Here is a 16,988-nt window from a genome sequence, read left to right on the forward strand (position 1 = left end):
CATAACAGAAAGAACAAAGATATAACCCATAGTAATTTTATGAAAGGAACATTCCCTATCGATAAATTCCGTCAACTGCGTACCCCGTTTTACTACTACGATACGAAGGTGCTGCGCGATACCCTTGCCAGCATCCGTACCGAAGCATCCCGGTATGATAATTATTCGGTACATTATGCGGTAAAGGCCAATGCCAATCCAAAAGTTCTTTCCATAATCCGCGAAAACGGGCTGGGAGCCGATTGCGTGAGCGGCGGTGAAATCCGTGCGGCAATCAAAGCCGGTTTCCCTGCCGCTAAGATTGTATTTGCCGGCGTAGGCAAAGCCGACTGGGAGATAAACCTCGGGCTGGACTACGACATCTTCTGCTTCAACGTAGAATCCATTCCCGAGCTGGAAATCATTAATGAACTCGCCGCCGCCAAAGGCAAGGTAGCCAATGTCGCATTCCGCATCAACCCCAATGTAGGTGCACATACCCATGCCAATATCACCACCGGGCTGGCCGAAAACAAGTTCGGCATCAGCATGCAAGACATGAACCATGTGATAGATGTGGCGCAAGAGATGAAAAACGTCAAATTCATCGGACTGCATTTCCATATCGGTTCGCAGATACTGGATATGGGCGACTTCGTAGCCTTGTGCAACCGCGTCAACGAATTACAAGACAAGCTCGAAGCCCGCCAGATACGCATCGAACACGTCAACGTGGGCGGTGGACTCGGCATCGATTACGGACACCCCAACCGCCAGCCCGTACCCGACTTCAAAAGCTATTTCGAAACCTACGCCAACTGCCTGAAACTCCGCTCATACCAGACACTCCATTTCGAGCTGGGACGCTCGGTAGTAGGACAGTGCGGCTCGCTCATTTCGCAGGTGCTGTACGTAAAACAAGGCACTAACAAGCAATTCGCCATTCTCGATGCAGGCATGACCGACCTGATTCGCCCGGCACTCTACCAGGCGTACCACAAGATTGAGAACATCACCTCCGACGCCCCGCAGCAAACCTACGATGTGGTAGGCCCTATCTGCGAGTCCTCCGATGTCTTTGGCAAAGCCGTAGACCTGAACGGCGTGAAGCGTGGCGACCTTATAGCCCTCCGCTCTGCCGGAGCATACGGCGAAATCATGGCATCGGGCTATAACTGCCGCGAGTTGCCGCAAGGCTATACATCGGACGAGTTGGTATAAGCATACAAAACTTATCAAGAAACGGCGGGAGGCTGTATCGAATTTCACCACCGTGTAATCCCTGGTGAACCTCGACACAACCTCCCGTTTTTTGTCGCTACTTGATTTTTTTATTGTATTTTTACAGCATTAAATCTGATAAGAACCCCATTATGAAACACAAATCGATTCTCTTTTCAATCAGTCTGGTACTTAGTTCATTTTGCCTCTCGGCGCAAGAACTGCCGAAAGACGTAGTATGGCAGAACATAGAAGGAGTTAATGTACCCCTTCCGCCTCAAACACACCCCCGTCTCTACCTCCGTTCCTCCGATTTGCCGGCATTGAAAGAACGCATGAAAACCCCTCAGGCACAGCGCACCCTTTCGCTCATGAAAGAGCTGGGCAAAGACCGTACCCCCGCCGAGGAAGCAGCCGTTACCAACCGCGGTTTCCGCTACTACTACGAGATGCGCGGCGTTACCACACGGGCACAGTTGCAAGCGCTCGACTATTTGCTGAAAGGCGACAAGCGCCTGGCACGCCAAGCCATTACAGCCACGCTCGACACATTGCAACGCGCCTCCTTCGGCATCCGTTCCGACTTGTCGAGAGCCAGCGGAGCCATGCTGATAACCGGCGCTATGGTATATGACTGGTGCTACGACCAGATGACAAGTTCAGAGAAACAAGCCTATATCAAAGAATTCATCCGCCTGGCAAAAAGCATGGAATGCGGTTACCCGCCGCGCAATAACCAACCCATAGCAGGACACCCCTCGGAATGGATGATTATGCGCGACATGCTGTCGGCAGGCATCGCCATTTACGACGAATACCCCGACATGTACAACCACGTTATTACCATGCTCTACCGCGACTACATCCCGGCACGCAACTACTTCTACGAAGGACAAAACTACCACCAGGGTACGAACTACATACATGTCCGTTTCGCCTGCGACCTCTTTCCGCTTTGGATTCTGGATAAAATGGGAGCCGGCAGCATCTACGACTCCTCGGCAAAGTTCGTACTCTACGACATAATCTATCGCCGGCGTCCCGACGGAGTACTGCTGCCCTCCGGCGACGATTACCCGCAGAACCGTCCCGCCTTGCTCACCATGCCTGTACCCATGTTCCTGGCCTCCAGCTATTATAAAGACGAATACCTTGCCTATGAGTTCGAGCGTAACCCCCGTTTGGACAAGTCGGGCAACGAATCCATGAACCACTGCCTGATATACGAACTGCTATGGCGCGACTATGACCTGCAAGGCAAAGCCCCCGACGACCTTCCTTTGACACGCTATTCCGGCACTCCCTACGGCTGGATGATTGCCCGTACCGGCTGGGATGCCAACAGCGTGATAGCCGAGATGAAAATCAACGAACAGTTCGTAGGCAACCACCAACATATGGACGGCGGCAGCTTCCAGATTTACCACAAAGGTCCTCTGGCTATCGATGCCGGCGCTTATAGCGGCAGTTCGGGCGGATACAACAGCCCCAACAACAAAAACTACTTCAAGCGCACCATTGCCCATAACTCATTGCTGGTGTACGACCCCGACGAAAAATTCGGCTGCTGGAACTATGGCGGTGGCGGAAAGACCCGGTTTGCAGCCAACGACGGCGGGCAGCGCATGTGTGGCGAAGGCTGGAAAACCTGCAATTCGCTCGACAGCCTCCTGTCCGAGGAATATACCGTAGGCAAAGTCCTGGCACATGGATTCGGCACGGATGCGCAAACACCCGACTACTCCTATCTGAAAGGAGATATCACCCAGGCATATACCCGGAAAGTGAAAGAAGCCAAACGCTCCTTCGTATTCCTCAACCTGAAATCCGGGCAAGTACCTGCCGCACTTATTATCTACGACAAAGTGTCGGCATCCAACCCCGATTTCCGCAAATACTGGCTGCTGCACAGCATCGAAGAACCTACGGTCGAAGGCAACACCTTCACAGTACGGCGCACCAAAGACGGCGATAGCGGCATGCTGCACAACACTGTCCTTTTGCCCCAGGCAGATAATATGCGCATCGGCAAAGTCGGCGGTCCTGGCAAGGAAAACTGGGTGTTCGGCACTAACTATCCCAACGATGCCGTAGCCCCTTACCTCGACAATGCCAACGAGCGCGGAGCCTGGAGAGTAGAAGTAACGCCCGCTACCCCCGCCATTACCGACAACTTCCTGAATGTGATACAGATTACCGATAACCGATGCGATAAGCTGAACGAAGTACGGCGCATCGGGAACGACCGGATAGTAGGCGTCCAGTTAGCCGACCGCGTAGTGACCTTTGCCAGAAATAGCGAACAACTATACAAAGACTTTACCCTTACAGTCAGCGGTAGCGGCACGTATAAGTTCGTTATCACCGACCTCAAAGCAGGCAATTGGCAGGTAAAGAAAGACGGTCGCATCTTTATTCCGTTGGCCGAAGTACAAACTTCCGACGGAGTACTTGCTTTTGAAGGGACAGCCGGCAGCTATGAATTTTGTAGGTAAACAAGAGAGCATAAAACGGCATATATATGCAGATTGAAGATATTATAGACATTCGGAAATTGCAGCCCGGAAACAATCAAAGAATTGCAGACATTATGCTTTTATCAGACGACTAACCTATTGGATAAAATAAGGGAGTATTCTTACATAAGCACACTCATCTGTGATGCTGATAAAATGATGCAGTTATGAAACAATATGAAGCAGTTATAGAAACTTTAGATAAGTTAGGGGGAGTCGCAACTTTAGGCGAATTGAACAGAGAAGTTTTTAAAATAAGCAACTGTGAATGGAAAACAAAAACACCGTTTGCCAGTATCCGCCGTATTGTGCAACAAACTAAAGGTATTTACAAAATAAAGCCCGGACTATATGGACTTGAGAAATATAGAAAACAGATAGAAGATAGAGGGATTATCGTCGAAACCGAAAAAAACAAAGACTCGAACGATGTCATAATGTTCAATCATACCTACTATCAAGGCATTTTATTAATAGTAGGCAAATACCATAACATGCAGACTTTCGTACCCAAACAAGATAAAAACAAGAAATTCTACGACGGACGCAAGCTGCACGAACTTTCCACCCTTGCAGAACAGCCGCCTTATTCCTATCCTCAAATGGTAAAGCGTAGTGCTACCATTGATACGATATGGTTTAACGGACGCAATATGCCTCATTCATTTTTCGAGATAGAACATTCTACGGACATTCAGAACTCCCTACTGAAGTTCAACGACCTACAAGATTTCTATGTAAGAATGGCTATTGTTGCCGATATAAAACGCAAGCCTGAATTTGAAGCTAAGATGCAGTTTCATGCATTCGATAATTTACGGTTGAACAAACGTGTGTCATTTTTAAGCTATGATGCGCTTATTAAGCAGTATGAAATGGAGCAGGAAAAACAATCATTCGAGTTTATCCTTTAGACTTTAAATACTTATACTGTTGTGCCTATATACTTAATCAGAGTAAGGCTATTGATTATAGTAAACAAATAAAGATTGCTAAACAGATATTGGAGGATTTTGAGTTATGAGAAAGTTGGATGAAAATAAGTTGGCAAGATTGCATACGGCAGGTGAGTTGTTGGATAGGAAATATGGAGAAATAGGGACGGATGCTCGAACCTCTTTTCATGAAAAATCAATAGCATGGTATTATGGCGAGATATTGCGTGAGCGGCGTAAGGAGTTGAAGATAACTCAGCAGGAGTTGGCGGAGAAAGTTGGTACGGCACGAAGTTATATTGCCCGTGTGGAAAAAGGAGAAACTGACATTCAGATTTCAAGCTTTTTCCGTATAGCCCGCGCTTTGGGTATCGAATTTACTCCTACATTTTTATAGTGCCTTTAATCTAAAAAGTATTCCCCGCGCTTCACAGCGCAGGGAATACATGCAAACAAACATAAATATTTCCTTTGGTCGGAAATACTTATTGGTTAAACGGGTAGACCGTTTTTATGGGTTGAGTATTCGAATAACGGGTGACTGTCCGGAGGGGGGGAATCACTGTTGTTCTTGCTACTATATATTCCGAACGCAGCGCACGGCATAACAATTTAGGGGAAAGGCACTCCAAAGGGCGTAGCCTATTCCTGCTCCATTGATATAGTTTGCACTTGCATATACTATTCCTGTGCCAGGGGTAGACCAAATCAACCCCCTTAGCCCATTTTCAACATAACTGTTCTCGGGTACATACCCGGCGTAAGGAAGAAAAAGAGTATTGCCGAATAGATAACCGGTTACTCCGTTCAGGGTGGCATCTACCGTGTATCCGGAACTGATTAACTGATTCATTTCAGTCAATGTGGGCAGCCTCCATTTGCCTATTGCATTCGTGAGCTTCCTGCATGGGTCGTTGGCATCGTTCCATGTTGTAGTAGGAGTTGTGAGGTCGGGATACGGGTTGAGATTGTTGCATGTAAAGTATGCGCCGCTTGCTGCCTGAGCGTTGTATATTTCCGTGCCACTGTAAAGAAGATACTGGTTGTTGCTTTTGTATAAGTTCCCGCTCGCCCAAAATGCCCCGCCGGCGATATACCCCTCTGTCGTGGTAAAAGACACATTACTATAATAGGTACTGTTGGCGGAAAACGTCAGTCCCGATAGCACGATACTCTTGTCGGCAAACGATTTTCCACCGATTGTTACAGTCAGCTTTACTGTGATACTTGCGGAACTTTGTGGCAGGAGATACGTATAGTCACTGTACACATTCATTGCGGAGGGGTTGCTCCAGGCAATACTTGCCGTTCCCGCAGTTGCCTGCACTGTAAACGTATTGCCGGTAAAGGAATAGACAGCGGTATGTTTGGCGGATGCTACCGTACCCGTACATGCCGTAATCTTCCCCATTTTTCCGTTTTGGGCTATTGCCTGCACCCTATACCGTGCACAGTGATGCTTGAATACAATACCACTCAACGTATATCTACTTCCTATATTATTAATCGTGACGCCGGGTTTTACATACGTCATAAAATTCTGCCCGCTGGTGGCGGATACGCTTGTAGAGCTGTTGGTAAAGGCGGTTATGGCATTCGCATTGCCGTATGAGTAACAGACGAACGTATAAGTTCCTGCGGGAACAGTTAGGCTCTTGGTGGTCTGTACGGTACTTCCCGATAACTTATAATCCCCATATCCCGCATAGTTCGATGTGGAAATTCCTGCGGCGGTTGCCGACTTGTAGGCAACTACCCGGAACACGATGTTGTCGTCCATATTCGCCCAGCGGGTAGTGGCGTTGCCTGCCGCAGCCATTTCCGTGTCGGGCAGCGTACTTACCGCCATGTCAAGCCCGTCGTCTCCCTTTTGTCTGGTAACTTCCGTGCCTTCATTTCGTATACTTGTTGTTTCTTCTATACCCTCGTTTTCTACTCCTGTTGTTTCTTTTGCACCCTCGTTTCGTACCCTCGTTGTTTTTTCCGTACCTCCGTTTCGTGTCCCTGCTATTTCTTCCGTACCCTCACTTCGTGTCCCTATCATTCCTTCCGACCCTCCGCTTCGCGTACCCACTGTTTTTTCCGTGCTCCACCCGTCCGTCCGGGGAGCTTCCGCCTCGATGAGTATGCCTTGCCCAGAACCGTATTCCGCTTCTTCTTTTCCGCATCCCGCTGCCAGCAAGACAACTCCTATGTAGCATATATTCCTTATCATCTTTCCCATGTCGTTTCAAGGTAAAGTTATCGTTCCGGTTCCTGCCGCCGTCTGCCCACCCCATGCTTCCGCCGATACGCTCGTGGCTATCACTAACGTCTTGTCTCCCGTAAGCGCTGCCGCTTCCGTGGTGTATCCCGTATTGCTTACGGCTTTGATGTTCACGATGTAGCGGCAGTTCCTTTTGAGTGGAATGTAGCTGCCCTCGTTGGTGAGGTCTACCCGGTAATAATTCGTGCTTCCCCCATAAGTACCGCCCACTACGAGGCACACATCATCGCTCTTGCTGCTTCCTTGCGGTGCCTCTGCTGTGTAGATAGTCCGTATCAGCAGCTTGCCGTCCGTGCAGGCATAGGTCAGCGCACTATTCGTTCCGGTATCGGAAGGTACGGAAACGGATGCCACCACATTGTTGGTGATTGTTCCCCCGTTGACGGGAGCTACATACCCCTTGTTCTTGGTGCGGTATATACTGACGCTTTTCAGGGTGAACCCGCTTACTCCCGCTGCTGTTTCTCCGCTAAGTGTACAACCCACATCTATACGAGCCAGCGCACGGAGCAGCGTGATGCTTCCCAGGGATGTGGTGGCGGTGATTGCCTGTGCTGCGGCGGCTTCTCCCCACATGGGGAAGTAAGTGCCGGCAGTCTTCCAACCCCCGCTGGCGCTGAACGTTATCATTTTCAGGGCATTGCTCTTGGATGTGCCCTCCGGGATAACGGGAAGCTTCTTTCCCGCATTGGCTATGACGACGAGTCTGTATTTCTCCCCCGCCAGGCTTTGCCGCAAGGTAACCATGTACTTCCCGTTCTGGAGCTGCACTTGCGGCGCTTCGTAGTCGAAGGTTTCCGCTGTTCCGCTGGCTTTGAACACCAGCACTTTCAGTTGGGCGATGTCTATCGCATTCTCGTCGTTGGACGTAATGGCACGGGTAGGGGAGGCATTCTCCGCTTCCGGCAGCGAAAGGCGGAGCATAAGCATCACCTCGCCGTCGTCCGCCAGCATGTCGGGCTGTCCGGCATCGCAGGCAAGCAGGGCGGCGATAACCACTACGGCAGCCACGATGTGCGATGCAACGGCATTGCTTCTATGTCCCGATAACCCTGTCATATCCCTTTTGCTTACATTTCAGTCTCCTGTTCCGTCTCTCCCCAGGGCAGCACCTTAACCAATGTCGTTACGGTGTACCTGAAGTCTATTTCGATGTCGGTCTGTTTTCCCGCCTCCGCACGTAAGGGGTTCCGTTCCCCGTCTTGTGCAACGGTGCACAGCTTTTCTTCGCCTCTGTATATCTCCACCTCGATGTGCTCTCCCTCCTCCGTGGGGAATATGCGGAAAGACGGGGTATACGCATCCCCCTCTCCGTCCGTAACGGTTGCCGGCTTGTACCCGGCACTCTCTCCGGTAACCTTCCCCCTGAAATCCATTTCGCTACCTGTACCCTTTACGATGAAAGTATAGGGCGTTCCCTCGTAAGGATATTGGTCTGCCAGGTGGCGGGTACGTATGCTTAGTCCTGCCGCCATTCTTTCCATAACCAGCGTGATGCTTTCTTCCTGTACGCTTCTTGTGGCAACGTTATTCAGCTCCTTACAGCAATAAAAAATATCCGTAATGGGCAGGTGGTTCCCTTCGGCATGCTGTTTCAGTCTCAGGCGCGCTTCCTCGATAGGAGTTCCCGGTTCGAGCCCGGCGGTAATCAGCGTATCTTCCTTTACATTGCCCCAGGCTACCAGCGTGAGCTTCTCCTCCTTGTAGTTCCCGAAAAGATAGTCCGACGACACTCCCGCAGGAACCATGCGCACAAAACCGTTCTTGCCGAAAAGATACACTTCCGATTTCTCCAGCACCCCGCTTGTGCTCAGGTCGTTGCCTTCCGCATCCACCGCTTGTACGTTCAGCTCGTAGACCATGCACGCGCTCATATCCTCCCGCACGCACGATGCGGGCGGAAGAACGAGGCAGATATACGCTACCGCGAGTATGGAGGTACGGAGGGGCTTCATGGCAGTACTACGCTTCGGGGATGTTTATTCGAATGTTACGTCCTGGGTGATGTTCAGCGCCCAGTTTGCCACGCTTACCGTTACTTCGAGCGATGTAGGGGTGATGTCTCCCATAGGGTTGGTCGTCCCGATGTTCTTGATAACGGCTTTTATGGCATAGGTGGTGTTGCGGGCAATGTTCGATGTACCTGTGCCGGAGCTTCCGGTAAGGGTAGTTCCCGCTTGTTTTCTGTTGATAACTATCGGGTAGTAGATAGTAGTGCCGGTATCGCTTGCGTTCTTCTTGAACGTACCTTCCAGCACCAGCGCCGTGTGGGTGGTTTCTTCGTTGGGGAGGATATAGAACCAGTAGTTGGTGGTATGCTCCGTGCTTACATTGACGGCGGGGCTTATCGCATTTGCCAGGTAAGCAACCGTTCCGGTAGAGCTGTCGTAGCTTCCGGTAAGGAAGGCGGGGGTGGTTATTTTCGTTGTGCTGTAACCCCCGGTGGCGGGTACTGCCTCCTTTATTACGTTGCGTACGAAGATGTTTTTCAGTGTGTAGGATGCTGCCGAGTATTGCCCGTTGGGGTCGAAAGCACTCTTGATGCTACTTACCGATACCCTTGCCACAAGACGACTCACTTCGGCAACCATGCCGGTATTGCTGCCTGCGTTGAGGGCGAAAGTTGCCTTGCCGCCGTTGTCCTTCACCTCCCCGCTCATGGGCAGGCAGTCTTTAGCCTGTACATCGGCAAGTGCGATAGTCTTTTTCAGGAAATCGGTCTTGTTCTGTACGCCTGCAAAGTAGCCGTCTGTGGGTGCGTTGGCTACCACTATGCCCGTGCAGCCCGTTGCCGGTGTACAGTTTACGGTCGTTGCCGCAGCCGTGTTGCTTGTTACGGTCTGTATGGCATTTACCGAATTGTCACTGTTGAAAATAGCTACGGTGAAACGTTTCACCGTGTTTTCCTCGGTTTGCGTGGGCAATGCGCTGCCTGTGGCTTTGGTGCTTGCCGTGCTTCCCGTAAGGCGCAGTTCCAGTTTCGCGGTCTTTTCCTGGGGCTGGGGTTCCGTTATTCCGTTGTCGTCACTGCTGCATCCCGCCAGTGTAAAGGTGGCGGCTATTAGTGCTGCCCGTAGATAATCGTTCGTTTTCATGTATGCTTGTTTTAATGATTAATAATTCTTTATTGCTCTTTTAAGGCATGCAATGCCTTGTTTGCCTGCTCTATGCCTGCTGCCGCCGCCATAGTTAGATATACCTCCGCCTTGTCGCGGTTGCCTTCCTGCAAGCAGAGTATGCCCATATTGTTGTATGCCATGGGCAGGGTGGCGAACCTCTCCAGATAGCGGCGGGCTTTTGCCGTCTCTCCTTTGGCAAGTGCTACCGCCGCCGCATTGATATTCGCTTCGGGGCTGTCGGGAAACAGGCGCGCCGCCAAGTCTAAGGCATCGTTGTACTCCGTGGAGCCTTCCGGATAGTTGCCCGCCACGGCGAAAAATTCGCTCAGGCGCAGCGCCCGCTGTCCGCCCGTGCGGAAAAGCCGCAGGCTCTCTGCCGCATCCAGCGGCTTGCGGGTGTAGGCTATTTCGTAATCCACCCTCATTACTCCGGGGAATATCTTTTCTGTCAGGTATTTGTAGGGCTTGCCGTCGGCAAGGTTCATCAGCATGCGTTCGCGCCCTTTGGCTACGTCTACATTGCCTATCAGGTCGAGGGTGGCTTCGCGGAGCATCATATCGCTTTGCCTTACCAGTGATGCAATGGAATCCCAGTCTTCGGAAATCCAGCTTATCTCCAGCGGCGTGCCTGCCGTCAGGCGGTTTTCCTGTAAGTATTCCTTCAATTCCAGTGCACGCGCCAGGGCGTTTGTCTCGTTCTTTTTCAGGTTGCCTATGGGGGCGCCGTAGCCCGTAACTTTCACTTTGACAAGCTCCGTCCCCGCTTCCTGCCGTATGCTCCGCAGGGTGCTGCGCAGGCGGTGGTATATCTCGAAATCCTGTTTCTTGCCGGACAGCTCGCCCAACGGCTTTTCTCCTTTATTGCCGGCTGCGGCTCCGAAGTAGGGTATGGAGCCTGTTACCGTGTACAGGGTGTCCTTGTCCGGTGCGGGTTCGATGAAGTTTACCCAGGCAAGGTATTTCCTGTCTGTATCCGCATCCCACACGGAGGGGCGCGCTTGGGGCAGGTGCAGCCCGTCGGCTATCTTGTCTTCGTAGATGTTTCCTTTCTTGCCGTGGCAGGCGCATTCCTGCGACCGCATCAGGAGTATGGCGTCTTTCATCCACTCCCGGTAGGGCACTGCCACCCGGTAGCGGAAGGAGCGCGATGTCTTGGCGTCATTCCTTATTACTACCGCCGGTATGGGGGCGGGGTTCTTGCCTCCGGCAAATTCCTGCTCCCGCCGGTACACTTTCTGCTTTTCCGTGCCGTTGATGAGTACTGCGGGCAGGTCTTGTTCGTCGTCTCCGTTTATAAGTACGGGTGTCATGGTAAGCGATTCGTCCGGAGGCATCTTCAGCCCTTCGAAGTCTACGGACAAGTCCACGTTAAGGTGTCCGTCCGCAAGCGAGAACCGTTGTCCGGTGACAAACATTTCCCCCCGGTAGAACTCCTGTGCGCAGCCCGTTCCGCTGCATAACATCAGCATTGCCAGAGCCAGGGGAATACGGATTGAGTTTTTCATATTTTCAATTTGCTATGTAATTATTTCGGGTCATTATTTTATCATATATACCAGTGATACCGCCGCCTTGGTGGGGGCGAGGTAGTTTTTGTTGCCGCTTCCCGTCTTTTCTCCGCAATGCAGGCAGCGGTAGCGCTTGTATCCGGTGTGCAGGAAGCCCGCCCCGATGCTCGCCTCTATGCTCCAGTGCGGAGACAGGATGAAGTGGTAACCGTATGCCAGCCCCGCTCCCGTGAAGTAGCCTTCGTATCTTGCCGAGCGTACTCCGCTGAACATGCCGAAGGGCAGCTTTATCTTCCCTACATTGTACACCCCGTACATCAGGCTCACCCCGAAGAAATGCCCTCCATAGGGTTGGCACATCCAGTAGCGCAGTTCCGGCTGCACGAACCAGTGCTTCCAGCGCTTGTCGCTTCCTGCGGAGAAGGGGTTGTAGTGAAAACCGGTTTCCAGCGTGAACCGCTCGGACAGCCTTACTTCTACGCCGATGTTGGGAGAGGCGAGCATGCCTGCAAGCAGGTTGCTTTTTACAGCAACGGTCTGTGCATCCAGTTTGCCGGCGCAGAGCAGTACTGTAAGGAATACCAATATGTAGCCTCTCCTTTTCAATTCCTTTCTTGGCGGTTATAAGTCCGACAGCGTTATTTCTTTCAGGTATATCCTGGTTATGCTATTCACCACTCCGAGTTTTTGCGCAACCTTTCCGTACCGCATGTAAAATTCTTCGGTAACGGAAGCATTGCAGTTCAGATGCTCTCCTATGGCTTCGAGAATGTGTAGCAGGGATATTTCACCCGGCTTGTAGGCAAGGGTGTAGGATTGTATGCTGGCGGGATTTTCATCGGCTTTTAGGATGATAAGCCCTGCGACGGCGAGTTGGGGCAGTAATGTCCTCTTTTTTTCATCGGTAAGTACGCATCGCTCCGGGCGGGTGTCGGCTTTGCCTGCATAGATGTGGTTAAGTACCGCAATGGCGGCTTGTGTGTTGGGCGTTATCATGTACCTTTTTGTTTGTTTTACCGTCGGCATTCAGCCGTTACTTTGCAGGTAACGGAGAACCGTTTGCTTGCGCTTTGCAGAAGCGTCTGCCACGCACATTGCCGGGTTGTATAAATCGGTGGGTTATATAACGGCTGTTTCCCGCTTTCCGTCGGGGAGGCGGTAAGGAGAATTATTGCTTTATGGTTGGGGTGATTGTTGGTTTCTGTTTGCCGCCTGCCGGACTTTTATGCCGTCCGTGATAAGATTTTATCTTTTTTGTTTTGTTTTTCAAGTTTTATAATTACTTTTGTGCTGGAAACACTCTCCGTTACCTGCAAAGTAATTCCTTTGTAATATCCTGAATTATAACGATATAGCAGGATTTATTCCTCCCTCTTCTTAACGTGCCGTACATCGTTTTACGTAAGCAATTATTCTACGGTTAGCCTTATCCAGCATTTCGTTTTCGAATGGTTTCAGGTAGGTTTCCGTTACTTTCACCGATGAATGCCCCAGTGCATTGCTGATTATCCCTACGGCTATTTTCTGGTGGAACGCCGTTGTAGCCCATGTGTGGCGCGCGGTGTAGGAGGACAGCTTCCCGCTCAGTCCGAGGGTGGTTGCCAGCAGTTTCAGCCTCCGGTTGAAGTTGCGTAGTATCCGCTGGTAGTGCCGGTATTCTTCGCGGCTTCCCATTGGGAAACACCGCTTCTCGTCCCATAGAATATCGAGCAGGTAGGGCGAGGCTGTGTGGCGGTCGGCGCACTGCCGGAGCAGTTCGGCGGTTTCGGCAGTGACTTGCACGTGTACCTGGCGCCCCGTCTTTTGCCGGCGGTAAGTGATAGCCCCGTTCCGGAAGTCGCACTTACGTAGTCGGGCGAGGTCGGCGAAGGGCATTCCCCTCAGCAGGAATAGCAGGGCGAACCATGTTTGCGCTTCCTTTAGCCCGTGTTGCAAAGTGGGGGAGACGGCAAGCGCCCGCCCCATATCGGCAGGCGGAAGGGCGCGTTTTACGTCGGCGCGGGTTCCGGTGTACACGTGGGCAAACAGCCCCGGCACGTAGCCCGTGAGCCCCGCCAGCAGTGCCCGGTTGTAAACGGCGCGGAGCATCCGCAGGTAGGTAGACGAGGTGTTGAGCTTGAGCATCCGTTCCTGCAAGTGCTTTTCGAACCCTTGTACCGTGGTTACGGCGAATGCTTTCTTCATTCGTATTTCTTCTTCGGGATACCTGTTTTTCCAATAACGCACGAATGCGCGCAGCATGCTGCGATATACGTGGGCAGTGCCGAACCGCCCTTCATCTTCCAGTTCTTGTACGACCGAAAGTGTAAAGGTTGTTAAATCTTTCATGACTCGATTAGTTTTATATGTTTACAATCTTTTGTGTGCGCGTTGTCGCGCGTAAATATGATAGGGGCAATTTCCTGAAAATATCTTACGCTCTTGCAACGGCACACGGGTATATAATGATTTGACGGTACATTATGCTGTCTTTTTTACATATCTTTGCGTCTTTTTTAATTTTATAGCATGAAACAGAGTAACTATGATTTTTTATTATTCGGATGCCATTTAGTATCCGAGGTGGCTATGGCCTATTATCCTTGTGAGTACACAACCTCTTCTACACGCGCTTTCCGCAAGCTCGTAAAACTCTATCCGCAGCTTTATGCTACCTTTTGCAAGCATGGCTACACGGAGCACGCCACTACGCTGGTTCCGTTGCAGATAGCTGCTTTAATCCGCGAGTGGGGAATGCCGGGGGAAGCTTTTCTGGAGGCGCAGAAGCGTTCTTCGGAAGGAAAGGCCGGATGATATATTTTAATATATCACTTCTTTCTTTTTTTCTTATGTGTCCGGTATGAGTCCGGTATGCTGTCTGCCGGGGGGTATAATCTCCTGGCAGACAGTTTTCACAGGCGCCCGGCGGGGTGTCCGGATTGGTGTCCGCATCCGAAACTGCTTAAAATGACTATTATCCACCGGAAACGGTTATTATAAACCGAAACTTACCGGGATTGCGTGCGGGGCTTGCAGGGCTTGCCTTTGCGCCCTACCTTTGCTGCGTAATCTAAAAAAACGAAGATGATGAAAGTCAGCAAAAAGGGGTATGTCATGGTTCCCCGACAGCTTATCCATGACATTATATGCGAGTGTCCGGAGGCTGCCGGAGAGCAGGAGGCGTTTCTGCGGGTGTTGCTGTATGTCAATTATAAAGAGAGCGTTTACCGTAGGAACGGGGCGGAGTATGTGTGTGCGCGTGGCGAATGTTTGTTCAGTTATGTGCAGTGGGCGATGATTTTGGGTTGGAGCCGTAGCCGTACCATGCGCTTTTTCAGGAAGATGTTCGACAACGGGCGTCTGGTGCATCTGGAGGACGGTCATGCCACGCATATCCGTATCCCCGATTATGACCTTTGGGCGCTCTGCGGGCGGGAAAAGGAGGGGACGCCCGGTGTGAGGCGCGATAATGGTTTCGGCGATTTCTGGGAGCAGTATCACGAGATTACCCGCAAAGACAGGGTGAACCCCGGCAAGGCGCGCAAGGAGTGGAACAAGTTGTCTGCCGGCGAGCGTACTGTTGCCGTGGAGAATATCGAGAATTATTATTGCCACCTCAACCATACGCGGTTTTGCTTGCAGGCGGTGAATTATCTTTCTAACAAGGCTTTCCGTAACGAATACGGGCTTTATTGAGAATGGGTCATGGGTTGTAATACATGGTGTAATGAGTGAAATACTGAATCCGCAGGATGCGGAACTTGAAGAAGTGATACTTGGTGCTTGCCTCATAGAGCGCGAAGCGATGCCGATAGTGGCAGACCGGCTACGTCCGGAGATGTTTTATTTTGATAAGAATGCGTTGGTTTATGCGGCTTTGCAGGCGATGTACCGGGAGGGCAGGCAGATAGATATCATCACGGTGAAGAATGAGCTTGCCGCCCGTGGGAAGTTGGAGGCGGCGGGCGGTGCGTATGAGCTGGCGCGCATCAGCGGGCGGGTGATGTCGTCGGCGCATCTGGAATATCATGTCTTGATTTTGCATGAGAAGTATCTGCGCCGCGAGATGATATTGGGTTTCCATAAGCTGCTTGCCCTTGCTGCCGACGAAACCACGGATATAGGCGACACGCTGGTGGATGCGCATAATTTGTTAGACCGTCTCGAGGGGGAGTGCGGCACTACCGCTCACCTGCGCGATATGGATACTTTGATAGACGATACGTTGCAGCAGGTGGATGCCCGCCAGGCTTCCGGGGTAAATGGTATCACGGGTATTCCTACCGGTCTTGCCGACCTCGACCGTCTGACTGCGGGCTGGCAGCGGGGCGACCTGAACATCATTGCCGCCCGCCCTGCCGTGGGCAAGACGGCTTTTGCGCTGCACCTGGCGCGTGCCGCCGCTACCGCGGGGCATCATGTGGTGGTGTACAGTCTCGAAATGCAGGGGGAACGCCTGGGTGACCGCTGGCTGGTGGCTGCCTCGCCGGATGTCAGTGCCCGCCGCCTGCGCAGCGGACAGCTTACTGCCGGCGAGGGGGAGCAGGTACGGCGGGCTGCTTCGGAGCTTCGCGCCTTGCCCATTCATGTGGACGACCATTCGGTAACGAGTATGGATAGGGTGCGTTCTTCGGCGCGTATGTTGCAGAGTAAGGGGAAGTGCGACATGATTATTTTGGATTACTTGCAACTTTGCGACATGAAGTCCGACCAGAAGAACCGCAACCGTGAGCAGGAGGTGTCGCAGGCTACCCGCAAGGCGAAGCTTATGGCGAAGGAGCTGAATGTGCCTGTGTTGCTTTTGAGCCAGTTGAACCGCGGAAGCGACGGGAGGCCTTTCAACCGCCCTATCCTGAGCGATTTGCGCGAGAGCGGGGCTATCGAGCAGGATGCGGATATGGTGATGTTGCTTTATCGGCCTGCGCTGGCGGGTATCAAGACCGAGCCGGTAAGCAAGTATCCTACGGAGTGTCTGGGTGTGGTAATCGTGGCGAAGCACCGCAACGGTGAGACGGGGGATGTGTATTTTGCGCATAACTCCAGCATGACGAAGTTGGGCGAGTATGTGCCGCCTACGGAATGGCTGATGCGGAATGCGAGGTAAGGCTATATATAATGTATTCATTACTTATATAGAGGAGTTCATTATTTGATATAAAAGGGTAGGGGGAGTATGGGTAATGGGGCTGGGAGAAACGGGTGGTGCAGACGGGGTAAATGCGCGGTCTGCGAGGGGTGAACGGACGGTGCAAACGGGGTAAACGTATGGTCTGCGAGGGGTGAAACGAATGGTGTAAATGGGGTAAATGCACGGTCTGCGAGGGGTGAAACGGATGTTGCAAATGGGATAAACACATGGTCTGTGAGGGGTGAAACGGACGTTGCAAATGGGATAAACGCATGGTCTGCGAGGGGCGAAACGGACGTTGCAAACGGGGTAAACACATGGTCTGTGAGGGGTGAAC

The 16,988-nt window shown here is 51.7% G+C and carries 15 protein-coding genes; 7 read left to right on the forward strand and 8 right to left on the reverse strand.

Annotated features, from left to right (window positions below; genetic code table 11):
* The first annotated feature begins 39 nt into the window (after positions 1-39).
* The 4 genes from lysA (at position 40) to C233_RS0115915 (ending at position 5,048) form a co-directional block, all read left to right on the forward strand.
* Positions 40-1,200, forward strand: coding sequence for a diaminopimelate decarboxylase (gene lysA, locus C233_RS0115900; RefSeq protein ID WP_018668555.1), 1,161 nt, complete (start codon positions 40-42; stop codon positions 1,198-1,200).
* Positions 1,201-1,352: 152 nt separating this feature from the next.
* Positions 1,353-3,695 carry a heparin/heparin-sulfate lyase HepB gene (gene hepB / locus C233_RS0115905; RefSeq protein WP_018668556.1) on the forward strand — a complete coding sequence of 781 codons (2,343 nt, stop codon included), beginning with the start codon at positions 1,353-1,355 and terminating at the stop codon, positions 3,693-3,695.
* A gap of 188 nt (positions 3,696-3,883) precedes the next feature.
* A complete protein-coding gene (locus C233_RS0115910) occupies positions 3,884-4,630 on the forward strand; it encodes a hypothetical protein (RefSeq protein WP_018668557.1) in 747 nt (248 codons plus the stop codon).
* 106 nt (positions 4,631-4,736) lie between these two features.
* Positions 4,737-5,048 carry a helix-turn-helix domain-containing protein gene (locus C233_RS0115915; protein ID WP_018668558.1) on the forward strand — a complete coding sequence of 104 codons (312 nt, stop codon included), beginning with the start codon at positions 4,737-4,739 and terminating at the stop codon, positions 5,046-5,048.
* 180 nt (positions 5,049-5,228) lie between these two features.
* On the opposite strand, the gene C233_RS0115920 is transcribed toward C233_RS0115915, so the two are convergent.
* From C233_RS0115920 to C233_RS0115955, 8 genes are all read right to left on the reverse strand, one after another.
* Complete coding sequence (locus C233_RS0115920; protein WP_018668559.1) at positions 5,229-6,875, reverse strand: hypothetical protein; 1,647 nt, start codon at positions 6,873-6,875, stop codon at positions 5,229-5,231.
* A gap of 6 nt (positions 6,876-6,881) precedes the next feature.
* Positions 6,882-7,976, reverse strand: a complete 1,095-nt coding sequence (locus C233_RS0115925) for a FimB/Mfa2 family fimbrial subunit (RefSeq protein WP_018668560.1) — start codon at positions 7,974-7,976, stop codon at positions 6,882-6,884.
* 11 nt (positions 7,977-7,987) lie between these two features.
* Positions 7,988-8,872, reverse strand: a complete 885-nt coding sequence (locus C233_RS0115930) for a FimB/Mfa2 family fimbrial subunit (protein WP_018668561.1) — start codon at positions 8,870-8,872, stop codon at positions 7,988-7,990.
* Between the two features lie 24 nt (positions 8,873-8,896).
* Positions 8,897-10,012, reverse strand: coding sequence for a fimbrial protein (locus C233_RS0115935; RefSeq protein WP_018668562.1), 1,116 nt, complete (start codon positions 10,010-10,012; stop codon positions 8,897-8,899).
* A gap of 29 nt (positions 10,013-10,041) precedes the next feature.
* Entirely contained in the window at positions 10,042-11,541 is a 1,500-nt protein-coding gene (locus C233_RS0115940) for a DUF3868 domain-containing protein (protein WP_018668563.1), read from the reverse strand.
* 33 nt (positions 11,542-11,574) lie between these two features.
* Positions 11,575-12,150, reverse strand: coding sequence for a DUF3575 domain-containing protein (locus tag C233_RS0115945; RefSeq protein WP_025068994.1), 576 nt, complete (start codon positions 12,148-12,150; stop codon positions 11,575-11,577).
* A gap of 15 nt (positions 12,151-12,165) precedes the next feature.
* The gene (locus tag C233_RS0115950) at positions 12,166-12,540 is read right to left on the reverse strand and encodes a hypothetical protein (RefSeq protein ID WP_025068993.1); all 375 of its coding nucleotides are present in this window, start codon (positions 12,538-12,540) and stop codon (positions 12,166-12,168) included.
* Between the two features lie 381 nt (positions 12,541-12,921).
* Positions 12,922-13,872, reverse strand: a complete 951-nt coding sequence (locus C233_RS0115955; protein ID WP_018668566.1) for a tyrosine-type recombinase/integrase — start codon at positions 13,870-13,872, stop codon at positions 12,922-12,924.
* 180 nt (positions 13,873-14,052) lie between these two features.
* On the opposite strand from C233_RS0115955, the gene C233_RS0115960 reads away from it, so the two are divergent.
* The 3 genes from C233_RS0115960 to dnaB all read left to right on the forward strand — a co-directional run bounded on the left by C233_RS0115960 (position 14,053) and on the right by dnaB (position 16,627).
* The gene (locus tag C233_RS0115960; protein WP_025068992.1) at positions 14,053-14,337 is read left to right on the forward strand and encodes a DUF4248 domain-containing protein; all 285 of its coding nucleotides are present in this window, start codon (positions 14,053-14,055) and stop codon (positions 14,335-14,337) included.
* A 273-nt stretch (positions 14,338-14,610) separates the two neighbouring features.
* Positions 14,611-15,219 (forward strand): hypothetical protein, encoded by a 609-nt coding sequence (locus C233_RS0115965; protein WP_244149077.1) that lies wholly within the window; start codon positions 14,611-14,613, stop codon positions 15,217-15,219.
* Positions 15,220-15,250: 31 nt separating this feature from the next.
* The gene (gene dnaB / locus C233_RS0115970) at positions 15,251-16,627 is read left to right on the forward strand and encodes a replicative DNA helicase (protein ID WP_018668569.1); all 1,377 of its coding nucleotides are present in this window, start codon (positions 15,251-15,253) and stop codon (positions 16,625-16,627) included.
* The last annotated feature ends 361 nt before the right edge of the window (positions 16,628-16,988 follow it).

This window comes from Bacteroides gallinarum DSM 18171 = JCM 13658, from assembly GCF_000374365.1.
GTDB lineage: Bacteria > Bacteroidota > Bacteroidia > Bacteroidales > Bacteroidaceae > Bacteroides > Bacteroides gallinarum.

Coding starts and splice junctions, on each gene's coding strand:
- lysA (WP_018668555.1), top strand. CDS start 40: ATGAAAGGAACATTCCCTATCGATAAATTCCGTCAACTGCGTACCCCG.
- hepB (WP_018668556.1), top strand. CDS start 1,353: ATGAAACACAAATCGATTCTCTTTTCAATCAGTCTGGTACTTAGTTCA.
- C233_RS0115910 (WP_018668557.1), top strand. CDS start 3,884: ATGAAACAATATGAAGCAGTTATAGAAACTTTAGATAAGTTAGGGGGA.
- C233_RS0115915 (WP_018668558.1), top strand. CDS start 4,737: ATGAGAAAGTTGGATGAAAATAAGTTGGCAAGATTGCATACGGCAGGT.
- C233_RS0115920 (WP_018668559.1), bottom strand. CDS start 6,875: ATGGGAAAGATGATAAGGAATATATGCTACATAGGAGTTGTCTTGCTG.
- C233_RS0115925 (WP_018668560.1), bottom strand. CDS start 7,976: ATGACAGGGTTATCGGGACATAGAAGCAATGCCGTTGCATCGCACATC.
- C233_RS0115930 (WP_018668561.1), bottom strand. CDS start 8,872: ATGAAGCCCCTCCGTACCTCCATACTCGCGGTAGCGTATATCTGCCTC.
- C233_RS0115935 (WP_018668562.1), bottom strand. CDS start 10,012: ATGAAAACGAACGATTATCTACGGGCAGCACTAATAGCCGCCACCTTT.
- C233_RS0115940 (WP_018668563.1), bottom strand. CDS start 11,541: ATGAAAAACTCAATCCGTATTCCCCTGGCTCTGGCAATGCTGATGTTA.
- C233_RS0115950 (WP_025068993.1), bottom strand. CDS start 12,540: ATGATAACGCCCAACACACAAGCCGCCATTGCGGTACTTAACCACATC.
- C233_RS0115955 (WP_018668566.1), bottom strand. CDS start 13,872: ATGAAAGATTTAACAACCTTTACACTTTCGGTCGTACAAGAACTGGAA.
- C233_RS0115960 (WP_025068992.1), top strand. CDS start 14,053: ATGAAACAGAGTAACTATGATTTTTTATTATTCGGATGCCATTTAGTA.
- C233_RS0115965 (WP_244149077.1), top strand. CDS start 14,611: ATGAAAGTCAGCAAAAAGGGGTATGTCATGGTTCCCCGACAGCTTATC.
- dnaB (WP_018668569.1), top strand. CDS start 15,251: ATGAGTGAAATACTGAATCCGCAGGATGCGGAACTTGAAGAAGTGATA.